Below are 17,193 nucleotides of genomic sequence, written 5' to 3'. Positions count from 1 at the left end.
AGTGACCCAGAAAGTCAAGACAGGAAGAAAGGGATGGCTAAGGAGTGTAACCTCACTTTCACTAGCACAATTAGCAGTCTTGTAATTAGTTCTTTATATAAGCACAGGCGTAGTAGTAACGAAATAAACCTCTGCCGGTGTCCGATAATCCAAAGCCTGATGAAGCCGCTTGTGATTGTAGAAATTGAAATATTCGGCAATCCCCGCTCGGGCTTCTTTAGGGCTTTCGAAGTCGGCTAAATAGACACATTCGTATTTTAATGAGTGCCACAGCCTTTCGGTAAAAACGTTATCGAGAGCACTGCCACGCCCGTCCATACTGATTTTGACACCTGCTTCCAACACCATTTCAGGGTACTGGGGACTGGTGAAATGACTGCTTTGGTCGCTGTTCAAAATCTCAGGTTTTGCCTGTACCAACGCTCGTTATAGAGCCAACCCTGTTTAAGTCTTATATAAGTAATGTCTGTTCCGCATACCTCCCCTGTTCTGGTTATGGACAAATTCCGCAACAGGTAGGGATAAACTCGGTGTTGGTGTTCTCGTTTAGAGAGATTATGACCGGGATAAATGGCTTCGAGCCCCATTTCTCGCATATAACGTTGCACTGTTTTACGATTGAGCTGATGACCTTCTCGAATTAACTGCTGATGAACCCGCCGATAACCGTAAAAAGGGTAACCAGGGTAAATTTCATCAATCCGATGCTTAAGCCTGATTTCTCGCTCTGAAGGTTCAGTCGGACGGTAATACAAACTAGCGCGACTAATTTCTAACAACTCACTTTGACGGGATAGCGTTAATTCAGACTTGTCGCGTTCGATTAGTCCCAATCTGACCGATCTGGGCAAAGCCTGTTCCACTTTTTTTTTCTAACCACCTGAGTTGAGTAGTCAGGCGGTCTATTTCGGCGTAAAGTTGTTCTTTTTCTTTTTCGTGTTGTTCTAGCAAAGTCTTAAGTTGTTTTTGAGCCTTTTCATCGAAAGTATCGGGCATTTTTGTGAGTGCGGCACTTTTCCATTTAGTAATCACATTAGGATGGCTGCCCTGTTCAGCGGCGATCTGGGTGAGAGTTTTGTTTCCCTCCAGCACTGCCTGTACGATTTCGGATTTAAACGCTGGTGAATACTTTTTTCTTGGTGTTGTCATACCTTTTAGTATACACCTTACCCAAGCACTATTTTTTGTCTAAATTTTCTGGTTCACTATACTGGGCTCTTAAACTGGCATTTTCGGCTTCGCTCATATTTTTAGCTTATCATATTTGCAGCCCAACTTTTTTCCAATTTTCTTTACTGTATCTCTGAATTCATACCCTTGGGGTCAATTAGTGCTGACTTCAAAGAACTCTTAAAAGAAGGAGAAACGCACCCTGATAGGGCGGTAAAGAGTTTGTGCAAAGAGCTAAACAAAGCCGAATCCAGTTTGTGGGTATTTAGCGAAGAGGTCGGGGTGGAACCGACCAATAATGCCGCCGAAAGAGCTTTGCAACCTGCGGTAATTTGGCGAAAGACTTGTTTTGGGTCTCAGAGTGAAGATGGTTTGCGGTTTGTGGAGCGAATGTTGACGGTGGCAGCCACCCTCAAGCAGCAAGAGCGAGATTTGATTGAATTTGTGACCCAAGCTCTTCGGGTTAAATGGTTTGGTCTGCCTGCTTCTAGTTTAGTCCAAGCTTGAACCTAGAAATAGCCCCGTGAACGGTTACGATTAAATAGCTACTTTTTTACTTGCGCTTCCATTTCCTCTAGTATTTGACTTATAGTATTAGTAACCTCCAAATCATAGTGGTTGGTTTTAATTCTGTTTCGAATCAGTTCGAGGAAAATATGCACCCTGTCTCCTTCAATTTTGCGAGCTGCCAACAGTTTTTGTAACCAGCCCAATTCTGAGTTCACGAGGAAGGGCAACCCTACTTGCAAAGAGCTAATCAACACATCTCGGAAACTGTTAACTCCTTCAATAGAGAAAGAACGTATTTCTACAGGCGTGTACCGCTTGTAAATAGAAGGTTCATTGAGCATAGATTGGTACAGGTCTTCAATCAGGTCAGGAGTTATTTCAACTAACATTGTACTTATTTGATTAACTTGTGCCTCGTCCATAGGATAATTCCTCGATTTTAGAATATCACTTTAATATTCAAAAAACGGGCACTGCGTAATTATTACACCCGTTTTTTGAAAAATCGGAACGTTTTCTTAATTGCTGTAACAGGTCAGCGCACTAATACTTCGTAAAAGCATAATCATAACAAGCTTAACATGTTATTGTAAAAAAACATGTTTTGTAAGTTACTGATTATATTTATCCTACCAACTTGGCTTCCAGCAGAATTTCGACTCCTGCGAGCGCTCTTGAAACAATACAAGTTTTGCGCGTATTTTCGGCAAATTCTTGGAAAGTGCTATTATCCAATCCGGGTACTTCTGCTTCGGTTGTTAATTCAATAGTGGTAATCTTGAAACCGCCCTCCACCAATGCCAGATTCACTTTAGCTTCGGTGCGAACGCTTTTGGGAGTATGCCCCGCTTGGCTGAGACCATGCGCCAGTGCCATCGAGTAACATCCGGCTTCGGCTGCACCTAATAGCTCTTCAGGGTTTGTATCTCCGCTGCTTTCAAACCGGGAAATGAAGGTAAAAGGTCCTTCAAAGGCTCCACTTCCCACTTTCAAAGTGCCTTTGCCATCTTTCAGGTTGCCTTCCCATGTAGCGCTTGCTTTTCTAATTGCCATTATTATTTCTCCTTATCTTGTAAAAGTCTGTTGTTCAGAGCCTTTAGTTTATCCTATCTAAGCATACATAGTCCAATAATTTGCCTTTTAACTTTTATTTCGAGTGTGGAACCCATTTGATGGTTATTATAAAGTGTCGGAGTAATTATAAGAAATTTGCACTTCTATTGTAATAAAGTAGAGAATCTTACATCCAGTTTACTTACATTTAACAATATGGGGTTTTAATACTATTAGAAGATAATATTTTAGACTATTATTTTCAGGATATTTCTGCTTATGAAAAAGACTATTACTATTGGCATATTACTATTAATAATAATCTCACTGTTGATTTTAGCTTCTTGCTCTGACAAAGTTGCTGCTCCTATAACCGAGTCACAACTAGATGAGATATTAATACCTAAAAACACGACTCAAGCGAGTCTTCAAAATATTAGTACCCCGGTGGCGTTTCGCAACATCCCATTAGCTATAACAACTATTGCGGTTGCTAATCCTGATATTACGCTGCTCTCTTATGCAGTTCCATTTGAGTGGGGCAATAATCGTGGTGAGGTGTGGGATCAGTATTTCTACAGTGCAATTTTGAGCAAACAGATGAGCTACCGGATTTATCTGCCGCTGGATTACTTCCAATATCCCAACCGTCGGTACCCTGTACTTTATATGCTACATGGTCTTTCAGGCACATATCAGGAATGGGTGGACTACGGTTTGCTACCTGTCGCCGATGACATGATACAGGCGCGGCAATTAAACCCTTTTATCATTGTTTTACCGCTTGGGGAAAAGAGTTACTGGATGAACCAGCAAAATAATGGGCTACGTTGGGGTGATTATATGGTTCAAGAGGTGGTACAGAATGTTGATACCCACTATCGCACTCAGGCAACCCCTCAAAATCGCGCAATCGGCGGACACTCAATGGGCGGTCATGGTTCGCTTCAGATTGCTTTGAATAATCCTGACGTTTTCGGAATTGTTGGCGCACATAGCCCGACTCTTCGGACATTGGGGCAGGCTTTAGATTTTTTCAATGACCCCAATTATTATCCTAGTGTTGACCCTGTATCGTTGGTACAAACCAAAAATATATCCGATTATAAAATCTTCCTCGATATTGGAAACTCTGATACCGAGTGGCGACCTCGTTTTGAAGAATTACGCGATTTATTAATCTCACGCAATGCTAACCTTGAGTGGCATATTTGGAATGGCAATCACGGCGGCGAATATTGGATAGCGCATGTCAAGTATTACCTGAACTTTTACGCCAATGCCTTTGGTGTTTATCAAAACCTCCGCTAAATTATGGGATAAGAACGACCAAGCTAGAAAAAAAAGCTCGATAACGTCTTCACCGAAAGGCTATGGCAAAACGTTAAATGAGAAAAAGGATATCTGGCTATCCCAATCCGCACTCTAGCACAACTTTATATAGCCCTATTTGGCTCTCTTTACGCTTCAGAACTTAAATCTTACCAATGCAGAATCGCTTTTGTCCAAACACATTTCCCCTGCATTTGAGCGGGTGAAGGTATTGGATGAGCGGTGGGCAGTAACCAGAGCGAAACTAATACAGGATATGGTCCTAGCGAATGAGGCAACCAAGTTCTTACAATCCCAAGAAGCAAGTTTATGCCCAGAGTGTGGCACAAAATTAGTATCACGAGGACAGCAGCAGCGCAAATTAGTTATGCAACATAACCAAGAGGTGCATTTACATCGGAGTTATGGGACATGCCCTAGTTGTGGTGAGGGGTTTTTCCCCCTAGATAAGGAATTAGGCTTGCTGACCCACCACGCTTTCACCCCAGTTATAGAAGAAGGAATGGTGCGCTTAGGCAGTTGGATGCCCTTTGAAAAAGCACGGCAACAACTAGTCTTTTTTACGGGAACTTTAGTAGGGGAAGCGACAGTACGACGGTTAAGCGAGGTCAGTGGAGCGGCTTGCCAGGCAGCGCAAATGGCGCAAGTGGTCGCGCTACAAAAAGAAATGCCAGCCAGTCCTGCTGGAGTAAGCAAGGCACTAATGAGTGTGGATGGAGCCTTTGTACAACTAACCAAAGGGGAATGGCGAGAAGTAAAAATGCTAGTGCTGGGTGAAGTGGAAGAAGGGGTAATGGAGGGAGGGGAAGCGGTAGTACATAGCAGAGCCTTAAGCTACTTTTCCCGTATGGCAGGGGTTCGAGAGTTTGAGGAAGCGGTCACACTGGAAATCCACCAATGCCAGAGCATTTGGAAGGTCCAGTGTTACCAGCCCCAAAGACCTCTTTAGCTGTGCTAAATTCTGGTAACGATACTGCCCGAACAGTTGAAATGCGAAAGGTGAGCAAAGCCTTATACAAACCTGCTGCTCATCATCCCTGGCGTAGAATGACCATCGGCAAGGCTACTACTTTTCCCTTTGCAAAAATCCGTAACCGTTCACGGGGTCCGGAAAAGTTGTATGGTTTAGGGAAAAGCATACCATATGTTGTATAGCTAACCAAAAATAAGATTTGGTGCAACCTAATTAAATCAATATGTTGTGGTTGTTCTATACTTGATACCACAAGAAAAACACCTCCTGTGAATGGTTACAAAAATTCTTGCCACACCCCATTATTTCAGTCACCTTGACTTTTGTGGCAGGTTGCATTATCCTAAGCGAACCGAATATTCGGGGCGTAGCTCAGCCCGGTAGAGTGCTTGCTTTGGGAGCAAGAAGTCGGAGGTTCGAATCCTCTCGCCCCGACCTTTTTATTTTATATAGCTTCTGCCATTATTGGATGCTTTTTAGAGCTTGCTAATCGCATTTAGCTTTACAAATCGACATACATCTGCTACTATCCTGACCACAAGTAGTTAACGGAGAGAACCAATCAAGCAAATGAATCCATCTGTTTTTTAAATAGCATGACAATTTACCGGCGAAGATAGGCGGGAAATTGGAAGTAATTACTTTGCAGCTTGAGCTTATAGATGCTGTCCCTCTTGAACTTGTTTTGCCTGAACTGCAAAATAAAGTTGTGGCTGCTAATATTCCTGATTTCGGTAAAGGTAGTGGTTATCTTTTCCGCAAGGGTCAAATATTATCGGATAATGCTGAAACCAGAGCAGCAATAATGAGTCTGACAACTAATGCCCCAAAAGGCTACGAACTGCACCTAATTGTACCGGGAGTAGGCGATGTCAGCGAAGATGCAGCAGCCTTGGCGCTTGCACAAATGGTGGCAGGTATAGGAGTCGAACTATCCGGTCCGCGTGAAAGCCGCTATAATTTGCTGGCTAAAGTACGTGGGTTGCTGAGTATTGATTTGGATAGACTGGAACGCTTGAATGAACTGCCCGGAGTAGCAGTTTTTACCCTTTACAATCATATGGCAATTGAAGTCGGGAGAGAGGTAGCGGGTGCTAAAGTTACTTCGCTGGTTTATCCCAAAGTGCAATTGCAAGCAGCGGCACAACTTTGTGAAGGTGCGCCAATTATTGATGTAAAACCCTTCTTGCCACGAAAAATCGGGGTAATTTACCGGGAAATTCTTAAAGAATCGGTGCAAAAACGCTTTGTAGATTCTGTCCGAGGCAAATTAGATTGGTTTGGGGCAGAAAACTTGGGTGTACAGCAAGTGCAAAATCACCAATCCGAATTAGCGGAAAGACTCAGGGCATTTAAGCAGCAAGGGGCAGAACTGGTATTACATGTGGGTGGTCATTCTTCCGACCCGCTCGACCCCATCTTTGGCGCTTTGCAAGAAGTGGGGGCGCGGATGGAACGTCAAGGAGCGCCCGCCCATCCCGGAACACTATTTTGGCTGGCTTACTGGGATGAAATGGCAATATTTGGTCTGGCAAGCTGTGGCATGTTCTCGGAGACTACACTAGGTGATTTGTTTCTGGCTCGATTTTGTGCCGGAGAACGGTTAACTAACCGAGATATTGCACAGATGGGTCATGGCGGGTTGTTTATCCGCGAAATGGCTTTTCGCTTCCCTGATTACGGGCGCAAATAGTGGTTTAATTAATACTAATCATGGTAATTAAATACCAAAAAGAACTACGGTTATGGAAATCAACGGTAACGTTCCTATGAAAATTGACCGCGAAGAAGTGTGGAAATCACTTTTTAGCGCGGAAGTATGGAAAAATGCGGTTCAAGCAGAAAAATTCGAGCAAGTTGGCGAAGCCCTATACGATGTCGCAGTTATGGTGGACTTTGCAATATTAAAAGGGTTGCATGATGCCCAACTTATATTCAATGATATAATTCACAATCATAGTAGCAATTTTAATGTTGAGAATAAGCTGGTTAAAACAGTTGAAGGAACCTTCGAGCTAAAACACCCGAACGAAGTTATGCCGGAAGAAGGCACAGATAGCCATCCTGAAGGCACTAGAACTATTCTCAACTATCGGCTCAACATGGATGCTGGTAATCCCCTCTTTAATGCTGCCTTTGAAGGTTTTAAGCAAAAAATTAAAGAAGCATTTGAAGAAATCTTGGCACGTCTGGAGATTGCCGTTCATCATTAATTCTGTTTTTTACAAAATAACCCATCAAATGCTTTAGAGGGTTTTATCAGGTGGAAATCAACGGCGATTATAAATTAAAAGCGCCTCCTGAGCTTGTTTGGAGCAAGATTATGGACAGAGAAATTCTGGAGAAAGCTCTGCCCGGTTGCGAAAAACTGCTTCAAATTTCCCCTGAAGAATATGAAGCCACCTTGAAAATAGGGGTTGCTTCTATTAAAGGAACCTACAACGGAATACTTCGCCTTACCGAAGTTCAAAAACCTTTCCACTACATTTTATCAATAGAAGGTGGCGGCACGCATAGCCACCTCAATGGGCAGGCTGTTTTTGATTTTGAGGAATTTGACGCAGGCAATAAGCTCTACACCTTAGTTAAATACAAAGGGGTGGTGCATATAGGTGGGAAACTTGCCGATATTGGAACGCGCATGCTCTCGCCACTCGCCAAATTGCTAATCGGAAACTTTTTTAAAAGTATCGAAAAGCAACCTTACAATCAAGATACGCTTAATAAAGAAGCAGTAAATCCTGGTATTCAATCTTAGTTAGTAAGAGGAGTAAAACTCGTGAAGAGGACTATTACATTGACCGTAAACGGGACTACTTATACTCGTGACGTTGAACCACGCACTTTGTTGGTTCACTTTTTGCGAGAGGAGTTAGCATTGACCGGAACCCATATCGGCTGCGATACCAGCCAATGTGGCGCATGCACAGTTCTTCTAAACGGTAATAGCATAAAAAGCTGTACTGCCTTTGCGGTTCAAGCCGATGGTGGGGAAATTACCACCATTGAAGGTTTGGCTGAAGATGGGAAACTACATCCTCTTCAGGAAGGTTTCTGGGAAGAACACGGCTTGCAATGCGGTTATTGCACACCGGGTATGATTCTATCCAGCGAACAGCTTTTACAACGCAATCCTGACCCCTCTGAAGAGGAAATCCGCAAGGGTATCGAAGGTAACCTGTGTCGCTGCACCGGCTACCAGAATATTGTAAAAGCAGTGCAGCATGCTGCTAAAAATTCCACCGCCAAAGCCTAAAGTAACATCGTAGTAAAACCTGTTTTCAAAATAACGAGGAGGTTATAAATATATATGGGAGCTATTTCCGGTATGGTCGGCGCACGCATTAAGCGCCGAGAAGACCCCCGCCTCATCACCGGTAATGCCAGTTATACCGATGATTTCAAGTTTGTAAATATGTCCTATGCTCACTTCTTACGTAGCGATTACGCGCATGCCCGTATCAAGAACATTGATACCTCTGCCGCTAAAAAGCACCCCGGTGTTCTGGCGGTGTTAACAGGCGAAGATTTGAAGGGTAAAGCGGGGGAGATGGTTGCAGTGCCGTTTGGAGCTAATTGCATAATTCCACCCCACTCTGCCATTACCAGTGATAAAGTTCGCTATGTCGGTGAAATAGTAGCGGTGGTAATTGCCGATGACCGCGCTACTGCTCGTGATGCTTCCGAACTTATCAACGTGGAATATGAAGAACTTCCGGCAGTAGTTGATGTTGAAGAAGCGGCGAAGGGCTTACCCGTGCTGGTACATGATGGCATTCCCAACAATATAGGCGCGACTCTCGAATTTGGCGATGCTGCCAAGACTAAAGAGGCTTTTGCCAATGCGGAAGTAATCGTTGAGCAGCGCTTTAACAACCAGCGCCTTGCCCCAAGCCCAATGGAAGGGCGAGGTTGTGTAGCGGTCTGGCAAAAAGGCGAGGATGCGCTTACCCTCTATACCAGCACCCAGATTCCGCACTATACCAGAACTTTCTTAGCATTAACCTTGAGCATTCCCGAACATCAGGTGCGTGTGGTTGCGCCGGAAGTGGGCGGAGGTTTTGGCGCAAAACTTAATTACTACCCCGAAGAATTGGTTTGTGCCTATGCCGCTCGCAAACTAGGTCGTCCGGTAAAATGGAGCGAAACTCGCAGCGAATCTCTAGCTTCCATGATTCATGGGCGCGGACAAATTGATTATGTGCGTATCGCTGCCAATAAAGACGGTACGATTCTCGGAATTGATATTACCGCTTATCAAGATATAGGCGCATATTATCAGGTGCTAACTGCCTGTATTTCCGCTCTCACCGGCTTGATGGCAACCGGCGCTTACGATATACCAGCCGCTTATTTCAAGGTTTACAACGTTTTGACCAACAAGGTTTCAACGGATGCGTATCGAGGTGCTGGTCGCCCGGAAGCAACCTATTTCATTGAGCGTATCGTCAATTTGTTGGCGAATGAAATAGGTATGGATCAAGCAGAAATCCGCCGCAAAAATTTTATCGCTAAAGATAAATTCCCCTTTGCTACTCCAGTTGGGCTTACCTATGATAGCGGCGATTATGATATTGCGCTGGACAAAGCGTTGGAAATGTTTGATTATGCCAATATGCAGAAAATGGCGGCAGATGCTCGCGCACAAGGTCGTTATGTTGGTATTGGCATGAGCAGCTATTCTGAAGTCTGTGGAATGGGTCCTAGCAAGGGAATGTTCACCGGAGGCGGATGGGAGTCTGCTACCCTGCGTTTTGAGAAAACCGGAAAAGCCACTGTATTCAGCGGCGCATCCCCGCATGGTCAAGGGCAGGAAACAAGCTTTGCCCAGATGGTCGCAACTGAGTTCGGGCTGGATTATAACGACGTTATCGTTAAGCACGGTGACACAAGCAATACATCCTATGGTTTAGGAACCTACGGTAGTCGTGGTACTGCGGTTGGTGGTGCAGCGCTATCGTTGGCAATCGAAACCGTTAAAGAAAAAGCTAACAAAATAGCCGCTTCTATGCTGGAAGCCAGCGAGGAAGATGTTGTATTCGATGCCGGTAAATATACAGTAAAGGGCGCTGCTGGCGGCAAAAGCGTGACGATTCAGGAAGTGGTATTCCGCGCCTACGTGAACCCGTTCGATGGTATTGAGCCGGGTCTGGAGTCCACCCGCTTTTTTGAACCCGGCAACTTTACTTTCCCCTTCGGTACACACATTTGTGCAATAGAAGTGGAAGCTGATACTGGAGAAGTAAAATTCCTCAAGTATGTGGCAGTGGACGATGTCGGCAACCAAATCAACCCCATGTTGGTGGAAGGACAGGTGCATGGCGGACTAGCGCAAGGTATCGCGCAAGCTCTGTATGAGGAAATAGTATATGATAGCGATGGTCAGTTGGTAACTGGTACTTTGATGGATTACACTGTACCTAACGCTGTCGAATTGCCGCACTTTGAACTCGGTAGCACTTGTACCCCTAGCCCGGTGAATCCGATGGGAGTAAAAGGCGTAGGAGAAGCTGGTACTATCGCCAGCACTCCTTGCGTGGTGAATGCGCTAATGGATGCTTTGATTAATACCGGTGTAAAAGATATAGATATGCCGTTGCGCCCTGAGAAGCTGTGGCGCGTAATCCACGGAAAATAGGAGAGAAAATAGATGATACCCAGCACATTCGATTATTTTGCTCCCGCCGCTTTGGATGAGGCTCTTTCGCTTCTCTCCGAACATGGCGATAATGCCAAAATCTTGGCGGGGGGGCATAGCCTTATTCCGGCTATGCGCTTGCGCCTTGCTCAACCGGGCGTACTGATTGACATAAAAGGCTTGCGTAGCCAGCTTTCTTACATTAAGGAAGAGGGTGGCCGAATTAAACTCGGCGCAATGACCAATTACTACTCGCTTGAAACTAGCGACCTGCTCAAGCAGAAAGCCCCTATCCTACCGGAAGCCGCCAGCACTATCGGCGATGTTCAGGTGCGGAACTGGGGTACAATCGGCGGCAGCACGGTACACGCCGACCCTTCTAGCGACCTTCCGGCAGTGCTACTTGCGCTAGATGCCAGCGTTACTCTCAAGAGTAGCAAGAGTGAGCGGGTAGTAGCTTTGAGCGATTTCTTCGTATCTATTCTGACCACTAGCATTGAACCGAGCGAAATCCTTACCGAAATTAGCTTCCCTACTCCGGCGGGTAAGAAGACAAGCTACAAGAAGCTTGCCAACAAAGCCAGTCACTTTTCGGTGGTTGGGGCGGCAGCAATTATCGGGGTGGATGGCAATGGAGTTTGCACCAGCGCCGCGATTGGCTTCAGCGGTCTGGCAGCGGTTCCAATGCGTAGCGCAGTAGTGGAAAATGCTTTAGTCGGAAAGAAACTTGACGCTGCCACCATCGAGGCTGCTTGTAGCGGAAGCGCCGCTGATGTGGACGCGCTTTCGGACTTGCATGGTTCACAGGAATATCGCAGGGCGATGGCGGATGTGTTTGCTAAACGCGCTATCAAAGCCGCTCTGGCAAGCTAACATAGCGAAAAATTCAAAAAGGGACGAACCTTGAAAGTTCGTCCTTTTTTATAGCCTTCAGAATTACGCAAAAATCATTTGACCAGAAGTTCTGAAATTTTGGCAAGATTAGTTGGGCCAACCTTCTATCTCTATACCGATAATCTTGACATTGCGTGGCGGTATGGTGATAGGCACGCCCTCTCCGGGTTTTGCTTCTCCCTTTCCCTGCGCTCCTGTCAGGCTACTCCAGTCAAAGAGTCGATAACTATGATTGGGGTTAAGCTCAAGCTCAGGTGCGCTCAAGGGTAGCGTGGTTTGCACCTCTTTGGTGGTGGGATTATTGAGAATAATAAAGCCTTTCCCATTAATGATATGACCCTCCCCAAAAATTTGAGAGTCGGATGGGAAATCAAGAATATGCTGATACACTTTGAAATACGGCTCAAAACTCTTGCGCCAAGTAAAAAGCTTCTTGATATAGTCCAGTAAATCTTGTGGGGCTTTAGTAAGGTCAAGGCTGGCTCCGGCATTAAACGCGCCTGCCCCAATCATACTTGCTTCTGCGTATATAAGTTCCTGCGGAGCTTTCGTTAGATTATTATCGGAATTTTCACGGTAGCTAATACTGTACCAGTCACCCCAAATTGCATAATAGGGCATGTGATAAGTGGCAGAATAAAATTGTTGCAAGCGCGTTAGTTCGCTTTTACCGAGCGGTAAGTCCCATTTGTCTGAAAGCTGCAACTGTTCCACCGCACCTAATAAATGCACATTAACGGTGCTATTCCACGCCACAATAACAAGCTCCGGGCGTATGGCTCGTAGTTCATCAGCCAACGCGCTGAGACGCTTTAAGCCCTTGATTCTTTCAATCCGGCGTTGGTCTTCGGTTAGGTTAGGTACTTCGGAATCGGGGATATTCCAATCTGCGCCGTCCCAATAAATAACCTTGACATTGTAATTTTTAACAAGGTCTTTGAGCTTATTACTCACATAGGCATAGTAATCGGTATTAACCCCATATTTTCCGCTGGTGTATAGTTTCCCTTCTATCTGTTGCTCTGTGCCTTTCAAGCGCCATTCAGGATGGGTTCGATACAAATCAGTATAATATACATATTTGCTGTAGCCATTTGAGAAAGGATTAATCCAAATACCCAAACCCATACCTAGCGCGGCGGTTTTATCTGCTAGGGGCTTTAGTCCTTGCGGAAATTTCTGTGGGTCGGGTTCGAGTGGCATACCGCCCTCCCAACCTGCATCTAGGTGCAAGACATCGTAAAAACCCAAATCCTTGATTTTCTCAAATTGGGTGTTCACAACATCTTGGTTTATCTGGGTGGTAAAGGGATACCAAGTGCTGTACCATACCGGTTGCCATTTTGCGCCAATTTTACTGTAATAATTTTGTAGATATTGGCTAAATTTTTTATAGCCCAATTCTTTCCGCCCGGAATATACTCCTAACACTGCTTTACCACTGGTAAAACCACTTCCAAGCGATTGGTTATCCTCTTGCATTATGGTGATGCCCTGCTTCGTGGCATATTCACCACCCAACGGATTAGCAGAGAAGAAATATAGACCGCCATCGCCCGATTCGTGTACCATCAGGTCGGTGAGGATTGCGCCCGCGGGTACACTGCTGGTTTTTTCAACCGGAACAAGCATGGGCAGGGTCTCTTCTTCCGGTGTTGGTATTGCCGACGTTAGGCTTTTTTCAACCTGCGAATCCTCAATTGTGGCAGAGCGCACCCGGTAATCTTTCAGTTTATCGTTTGATGTTAGCTCAACCCATTTTTCAATAAAATCTTGTCCGGCTAACGCCCGGTAGTGTAACTTAAGTTCTAAAGTAGCTCCGAGGAATGAAAATTGTCCGTTTAATACCAGTTCCTTTTCCGTATCACTCCATACCGGCATACTAAACCCGGTCAGGCTAAAATCGTCACCTTTTATTTGATAGGCAGCTTGATTTTGCCCCTCTAGACCAATTGAGAATCCGCTTATATTTACAAAAGGTTTCAAGTCGGCATATACTTGCCCATTTATCCGGTTTATCAGCATGTTGCGGCTCATGCGCCCATTTTCAATATTTATAATCCGCATTATGCTTTCGTTACCGATTAACAGCCTTGCCCCTGTGGGAGTTGGCGATGCCCCTTGCGCTTTGATGTTTTGGGTTGTATCGCTTACAAACTCGTTTCCGGCATAGCGCCATTCGTAGTAATGCTGCCCTATATTAGCAGTATCAACTCTAAGTTCCGGCTTGACGGAGGGATTGTAGATTAGTATTTGGTTTTCAAAGACCTGAATTAGAATATCTTGATTTCGCTGGTTGATAAGAGCTTTTATCCAGTAAGGTTCGCTGAGTGGCATTCCAAACTGTTGTGACCAGTTATACAATCGCTCGGTGGTATTCACACCGTTCTGAGAAATAGAGCCGCTGCGGTTCAGGAAATCCCAGAAAACATTGGGGATATTATGACTGGTTTGCTCCACATAATTAACGTTTTTCACGTTATATAAACCCAACGATACGTCGGCGCCGCTTCCAACCTGCCCAACCTGATTTAACGTTGCATTTGCTATCAGCCCAACTTGCTTTTCAGCTCGGTTAGTTCCGGGCTTCAGGCTGGTTATACTAGAAAGAGATTTATAAGTAGGAGCAGGGTTATCGCTACTGACTTCACCATAAATAGGAGTTTTACATCCGGCAAGTTGCAGCGTTTCTTTATCGCCCATACGCACCTGTCCACTGATTAATTCGTAGGCAAGGGGCGCTATTACAATCGAAGCGGTGTTGTCATTTTCCAGTTGCATCCGACCCTTTTCCCAATATTGCACCATCTTGAGATTTTGGTTATCGGAGTTATCGGAATGGTACTGTTCGAGAAAAGCAGGTCCGGGGTTATTACCAAATGTATAGGCTCTTTGCACTTTGCCGGAATTAATTGGACCGTCAAGCCGTTGCCATGGGTTATAAAAAATTTCGTAGGAATAACTGGCAGTGGGATAATTACCCCGCCCGGCAGAATCAGGCGCTATAGGTGTGCCGCGTACTAAATAACCCGCATCGTTAGCTAGTGTATCTCTGGGCATACTACGGTCACGTGACTCTGAAGCTAGAGACGGCATCAGGTAGAAACCCAGAATGACTAATAATGCTGGCATTGAGAGCATTAAAAGAAGTTGCCAAAGGCGTTTGTTTTTACGCCTCCGGTAACTCACGCTTCTATGCTGTTTATATCTATTATTTCCACCAAACAAAGTTGTTTACACACTCAGTTTCAAGGCAATCATTTAACTTGTTTGGCTTATTATAATCAAATAAATAGAATAGTCCAACTATATAATGGCTTATGCCTAAGGCAGTTGTATAGAAGGGCGGTTGCAAGGGGTGTCCCCTTGAACTTATCCTCTTCCCTCTGGCGGGTGCCTCAGATTTTTGTCAAGCTTTTGACTATGTAACAGCCCTGATGCTATTACGGCGTTATGCTTATAATGCTAACAAATAGTGGTAAAATATTAATACTAGTCAAACTTGGTGGAGGACATGGCTTTTACGGTTATACACTATTACCCGCGCTGGAAATGGCGCATAAAGTGTATAACTTCAACATCAGGAAATCGAGTAGGGCGTTAAAATTGAGATAATCGAGTCTTGAAGATAGAAATTATTTTATGAAGGAGAATCTTGTGGTTCAGATAGCGCCTTATGGCAGTTGGAAATCTCCTATAAGCACCGATATGATTGTTTCTGATGCGGTTAATCTGGTGGATATTGCATTTGACGGCACGGATATTTACTGGCTGGAGGGTCGCCCCAAAGAAGGCGGGCGGGTTGTATTGGTTAGACCTGATGCTTCGGGTAATGGAATTGATTTAACCCTAGCCCCCTTTAACATACGCACTCGCGTACATGAGTACGGCGGCGGCGCATTTCTGATTAATGATGAAGTTATCTACTTCTCAAACTTTGCCGACCAACGTTTGTACCGTCAGGTTGAAGGGGGCGTACCGGAAGTGCTTACCCCTGCGGTTGCTTTGCGCTATGCCGATTATATATATGACCAACACCGCAACCGCTTGATTACTGTTCGCGAAGACCATACAGCGGATGGGCATGAACCTGTCAACACCATCGTGAGCCTAAGCCTAAGCTTGAGCAGCGAGAATGGCGGTGAGGTGCTGGTATCGGGCAAAGACTTTTATGCTTGTTCGCGTCTTAGCCCGGACGGTACAAAGTTGGCATGGTTAGAGTGGAGTCACCCCAACATGCCGTGGGTTGGTTGCGAACTTAGGTTAGCATCGGTGTTGCCGGATGGTACGCTAGGCGAGGCTGAACTGGTGGCGGGTGGTTTGCGAGAGTCCATTTACCAGCCCACTTGGTCGCCGGATGGCTTGTTATATTTTGTATCAGACCGCACCGGATGGTGGAATCTCTATCGGGTAAAAGATGCACAGATTGAGCCGCTATATCCGATGGAAGCCGAATTTGGACGACCCATGTGGGTGTTCGGTACACAAACCTATGGCTTTACTCCCGATGGGAACATAGTCTGCGCCTTTACCCAGAACGGCTTTTGGAATCTTGGCATTCTCGATCTTCAGAGCAAAATCCTTTCGCGGGTTATCCAGCCCTACAATTATATCGCTAATCTTAAGGTAAGCGGCAACCGGGTTTTGATGATTGCGGGCGGCTCAAACAAAACGACGGCAGTAGTTGAGTATAACCTTTCAAGCGGTGAAATGCGGGTACACAAGCTTGCCTCCACTCTTGAAGTAGATTCCGGTTATATTTCCAGCCCGTATGCGGTTGAATTTCCTACTAACGGTGGGCTTAACGCTTACGCCCTTTATTATCCACCTGCCAACAAGGATTTTCGCGTCCTTGATGGCGCCCTTCCGCCCTTGGTGGTGAGGAGTCATGGGGGACCTACTTCCGCTTCGCCCGCGTTGCTTTCGCTTAGCTTTGCCTATTGGACTAGTCGAGGATTTGGGATTCTAGATGTGAACTATGGGGGCAGCACTGGCTATGGGCGCGAATACCGCGAGCGGCTCAACGACAATTGGGGTGTTGTGGATGTGGATGATTGCGTAAATGGGGCATTGCATCTGGCACAACAGGGGTTGGTTGATGAAAATCGGCTGGCTATTCAGGGCGGTAGCGCGGGAGGTTATACCACACTTTGCGCCCTAACCTTCCGAAATACTTTCAAAGCGGGGGCAAGCTACTATGGAGTCAGCGATTTAGAGGCACTTGCTCGTGACACGCATAAATTTGAATCGCGCTATCTGGATAATCTCATCGGCGCATACCCAGAGCGATTGGATTTGTATCACGCCCGCTCTCCGATATACCACACCGAAGGGTTGCGTTGCCCAATAATTCTGTTTCAGGGACTTGAAGATAAAGTAGTGCCACCAAATCAGGCTGAGACGATGTATGAGGCAGTCAAGCAAAAAGGCATTCCGGTTGCTTACATCCCGTTTGAGGGTGAGCAACATGGTTTCAGGCGGGCTGAGAATATCAAGCGCACGCTGGAGGCTGAGTTTTATTTCTATGCAAAAGTTTTTGGTTTTGAAGCAGCAGACCAGATTGAGCCATTTGAAATCGCCAATCTATAGAATTTTCAGGGGCGTTGGCTGTCGCTAATAATTG

16 protein-coding genes and 1 tRNA gene are annotated in these 17,193 nt (G+C 45.4%); 11 read left to right on the top strand and 6 right to left on the bottom strand.

The window, feature by feature from the left end; all coding sequences use genetic code 11:
- Window positions 1-93 precede the first annotated feature (93 nt).
- The 3 genes from WCK19_RS04185 to WCK19_RS04175 are packed head-to-tail and all read right to left on the bottom strand — an operon-like array spanning window position 94 to window position 1,149.
- Complete coding sequence (locus WCK19_RS04185) at window positions 94-396, bottom strand: integrase core domain-containing protein (protein ID WP_342396108.1); 303 nt, start codon at window positions 394-396, stop codon at window positions 94-96.
- Window positions 393-863: an IS3 family transposase gene (locus WCK19_RS04180; protein ID WP_342396107.1), complete on the bottom strand. Its 471-nt coding sequence runs from the start codon at window positions 861-863 to the stop codon at window positions 393-395. The genes WCK19_RS04185 and WCK19_RS04180 overlap by 4 nt, the downstream gene beginning before the upstream one ends.
- Window positions 805-1,149 (bottom strand): transposase, encoded by a 345-nt coding sequence (locus WCK19_RS04175; protein WP_342396106.1) that lies wholly within the window; start codon window positions 1,147-1,149, stop codon window positions 805-807. Before WCK19_RS04175 ends, WCK19_RS04180 begins: the two co-directional genes overlap by 59 nt.
- Before the next feature lie 168 nt (window positions 1,150-1,317).
- On the opposite strand from WCK19_RS04175, the gene WCK19_RS04170 reads away from it, so the two are divergent.
- On the top strand, window positions 1,318-1,677 hold the full coding sequence (locus WCK19_RS04170) for a transposase (protein ID WP_342396105.1): 360 nt from the start codon (window positions 1,318-1,320) through the stop codon (window positions 1,675-1,677).
- A 38-nt stretch (window positions 1,678-1,715) separates the two neighbouring features.
- Here the strand turns inward: WCK19_RS04170 and WCK19_RS04165 are convergent, their stop codons facing one another.
- Both WCK19_RS04165 and WCK19_RS04160 read right to left on the bottom strand, forming a co-directional pair.
- Entirely contained in the window at window positions 1,716-2,102 is a 387-nt protein-coding gene (locus WCK19_RS04165) for a hypothetical protein (RefSeq protein ID WP_342396104.1), read from the bottom strand.
- Window positions 2,103-2,304: 202 nt separating this feature from the next.
- The gene (locus WCK19_RS04160; RefSeq protein ID WP_342396103.1) at window positions 2,305-2,733 is read right to left on the bottom strand and encodes an OsmC family protein; all 429 of its coding nucleotides are present in this window, start codon (window positions 2,731-2,733) and stop codon (window positions 2,305-2,307) included.
- Between the two features lie 279 nt (window positions 2,734-3,012).
- Between WCK19_RS04160 and WCK19_RS04155 the strand changes: the two genes are divergently transcribed.
- The 9 genes from WCK19_RS04155 (at window position 3,013) to WCK19_RS04115 (ending at window position 11,549) form a co-directional block, all read left to right on the top strand.
- On the top strand, window positions 3,013-4,044 hold the full coding sequence (locus WCK19_RS04155; RefSeq protein WP_342396102.1) for an alpha/beta hydrolase-fold protein: 1,032 nt from the start codon (window positions 3,013-3,015) through the stop codon (window positions 4,042-4,044).
- A 388-nt stretch (window positions 4,045-4,432) separates the two neighbouring features.
- Window positions 4,433-5,014, top strand: a complete 582-nt coding sequence (locus WCK19_RS04150) for a hypothetical protein (protein ID WP_342396101.1) — start codon at window positions 4,433-4,435, stop codon at window positions 5,012-5,014.
- Between the two features lie 385 nt (window positions 5,015-5,399).
- Window positions 5,400-5,473: transfer RNA gene (locus tag WCK19_RS04145), tRNA-Pro, on the top strand.
- A gap of 193 nt (window positions 5,474-5,666) precedes the next feature.
- Window positions 5,667-6,731: a hypothetical protein gene (locus tag WCK19_RS04140; RefSeq protein ID WP_342396100.1), complete on the top strand. Its 1,065-nt coding sequence runs from the start codon at window positions 5,667-5,669 to the stop codon at window positions 6,729-6,731.
- Window positions 6,732-6,783: 52 nt separating this feature from the next.
- Window positions 6,784-7,251 (top strand): hypothetical protein, encoded by a 468-nt coding sequence (locus WCK19_RS04135; protein ID WP_342396099.1) that lies wholly within the window; start codon window positions 6,784-6,786, stop codon window positions 7,249-7,251.
- A gap of 50 nt (window positions 7,252-7,301) precedes the next feature.
- Window positions 7,302-7,796 carry a carbon monoxide dehydrogenase subunit G gene (locus WCK19_RS04130; protein WP_342396098.1) on the top strand — a complete coding sequence of 165 codons (495 nt, stop codon included), beginning with the start codon at window positions 7,302-7,304 and terminating at the stop codon, window positions 7,794-7,796.
- A 21-nt stretch (window positions 7,797-7,817) separates the two neighbouring features.
- A complete protein-coding gene (locus WCK19_RS04125; protein ID WP_342396097.1) occupies window positions 7,818-8,294 on the top strand; it encodes a (2Fe-2S)-binding protein in 477 nt (158 codons plus the stop codon).
- Between the two features lie 54 nt (window positions 8,295-8,348).
- Window positions 8,349-10,676, top strand: a complete 2,328-nt coding sequence (locus WCK19_RS04120; RefSeq protein ID WP_342396096.1) for a xanthine dehydrogenase family protein molybdopterin-binding subunit — start codon at window positions 8,349-8,351, stop codon at window positions 10,674-10,676.
- Between the two features lie 12 nt (window positions 10,677-10,688).
- On the top strand, window positions 10,689-11,549 hold the full coding sequence (locus WCK19_RS04115; protein ID WP_342396095.1) for a xanthine dehydrogenase family protein subunit M: 861 nt from the start codon (window positions 10,689-10,691) through the stop codon (window positions 11,547-11,549).
- Window positions 11,550-11,657: 108 nt separating this feature from the next.
- On the opposite strand, the gene WCK19_RS04110 is transcribed toward WCK19_RS04115, so the two are convergent.
- Window positions 11,658-14,759 (bottom strand): alpha-galactosidase, encoded by a 3,102-nt coding sequence (locus WCK19_RS04110; RefSeq protein WP_342396094.1) that lies wholly within the window; start codon window positions 14,757-14,759, stop codon window positions 11,658-11,660.
- 453 nt (window positions 14,760-15,212) lie between these two features.
- On the opposite strand from WCK19_RS04110, the gene WCK19_RS04105 reads away from it, so the two are divergent.
- On the top strand, window positions 15,213-17,159 hold the full coding sequence (locus WCK19_RS04105) for a prolyl oligopeptidase family serine peptidase (RefSeq protein WP_342396093.1): 1,947 nt from the start codon (window positions 15,213-15,215) through the stop codon (window positions 17,157-17,159).
- Window positions 17,160-17,193 lie beyond the last annotated feature (34 nt).

The organism is Candidatus Chlorohelix sp. (assembly GCF_037138995.1).
Taxonomy (GTDB): domain Bacteria; phylum Chloroflexota; class Chloroflexia; order Chloroheliales; family Chloroheliaceae; genus Chlorohelix.
This window is presented reverse-complemented; position numbering and strand designations above follow the sequence as displayed.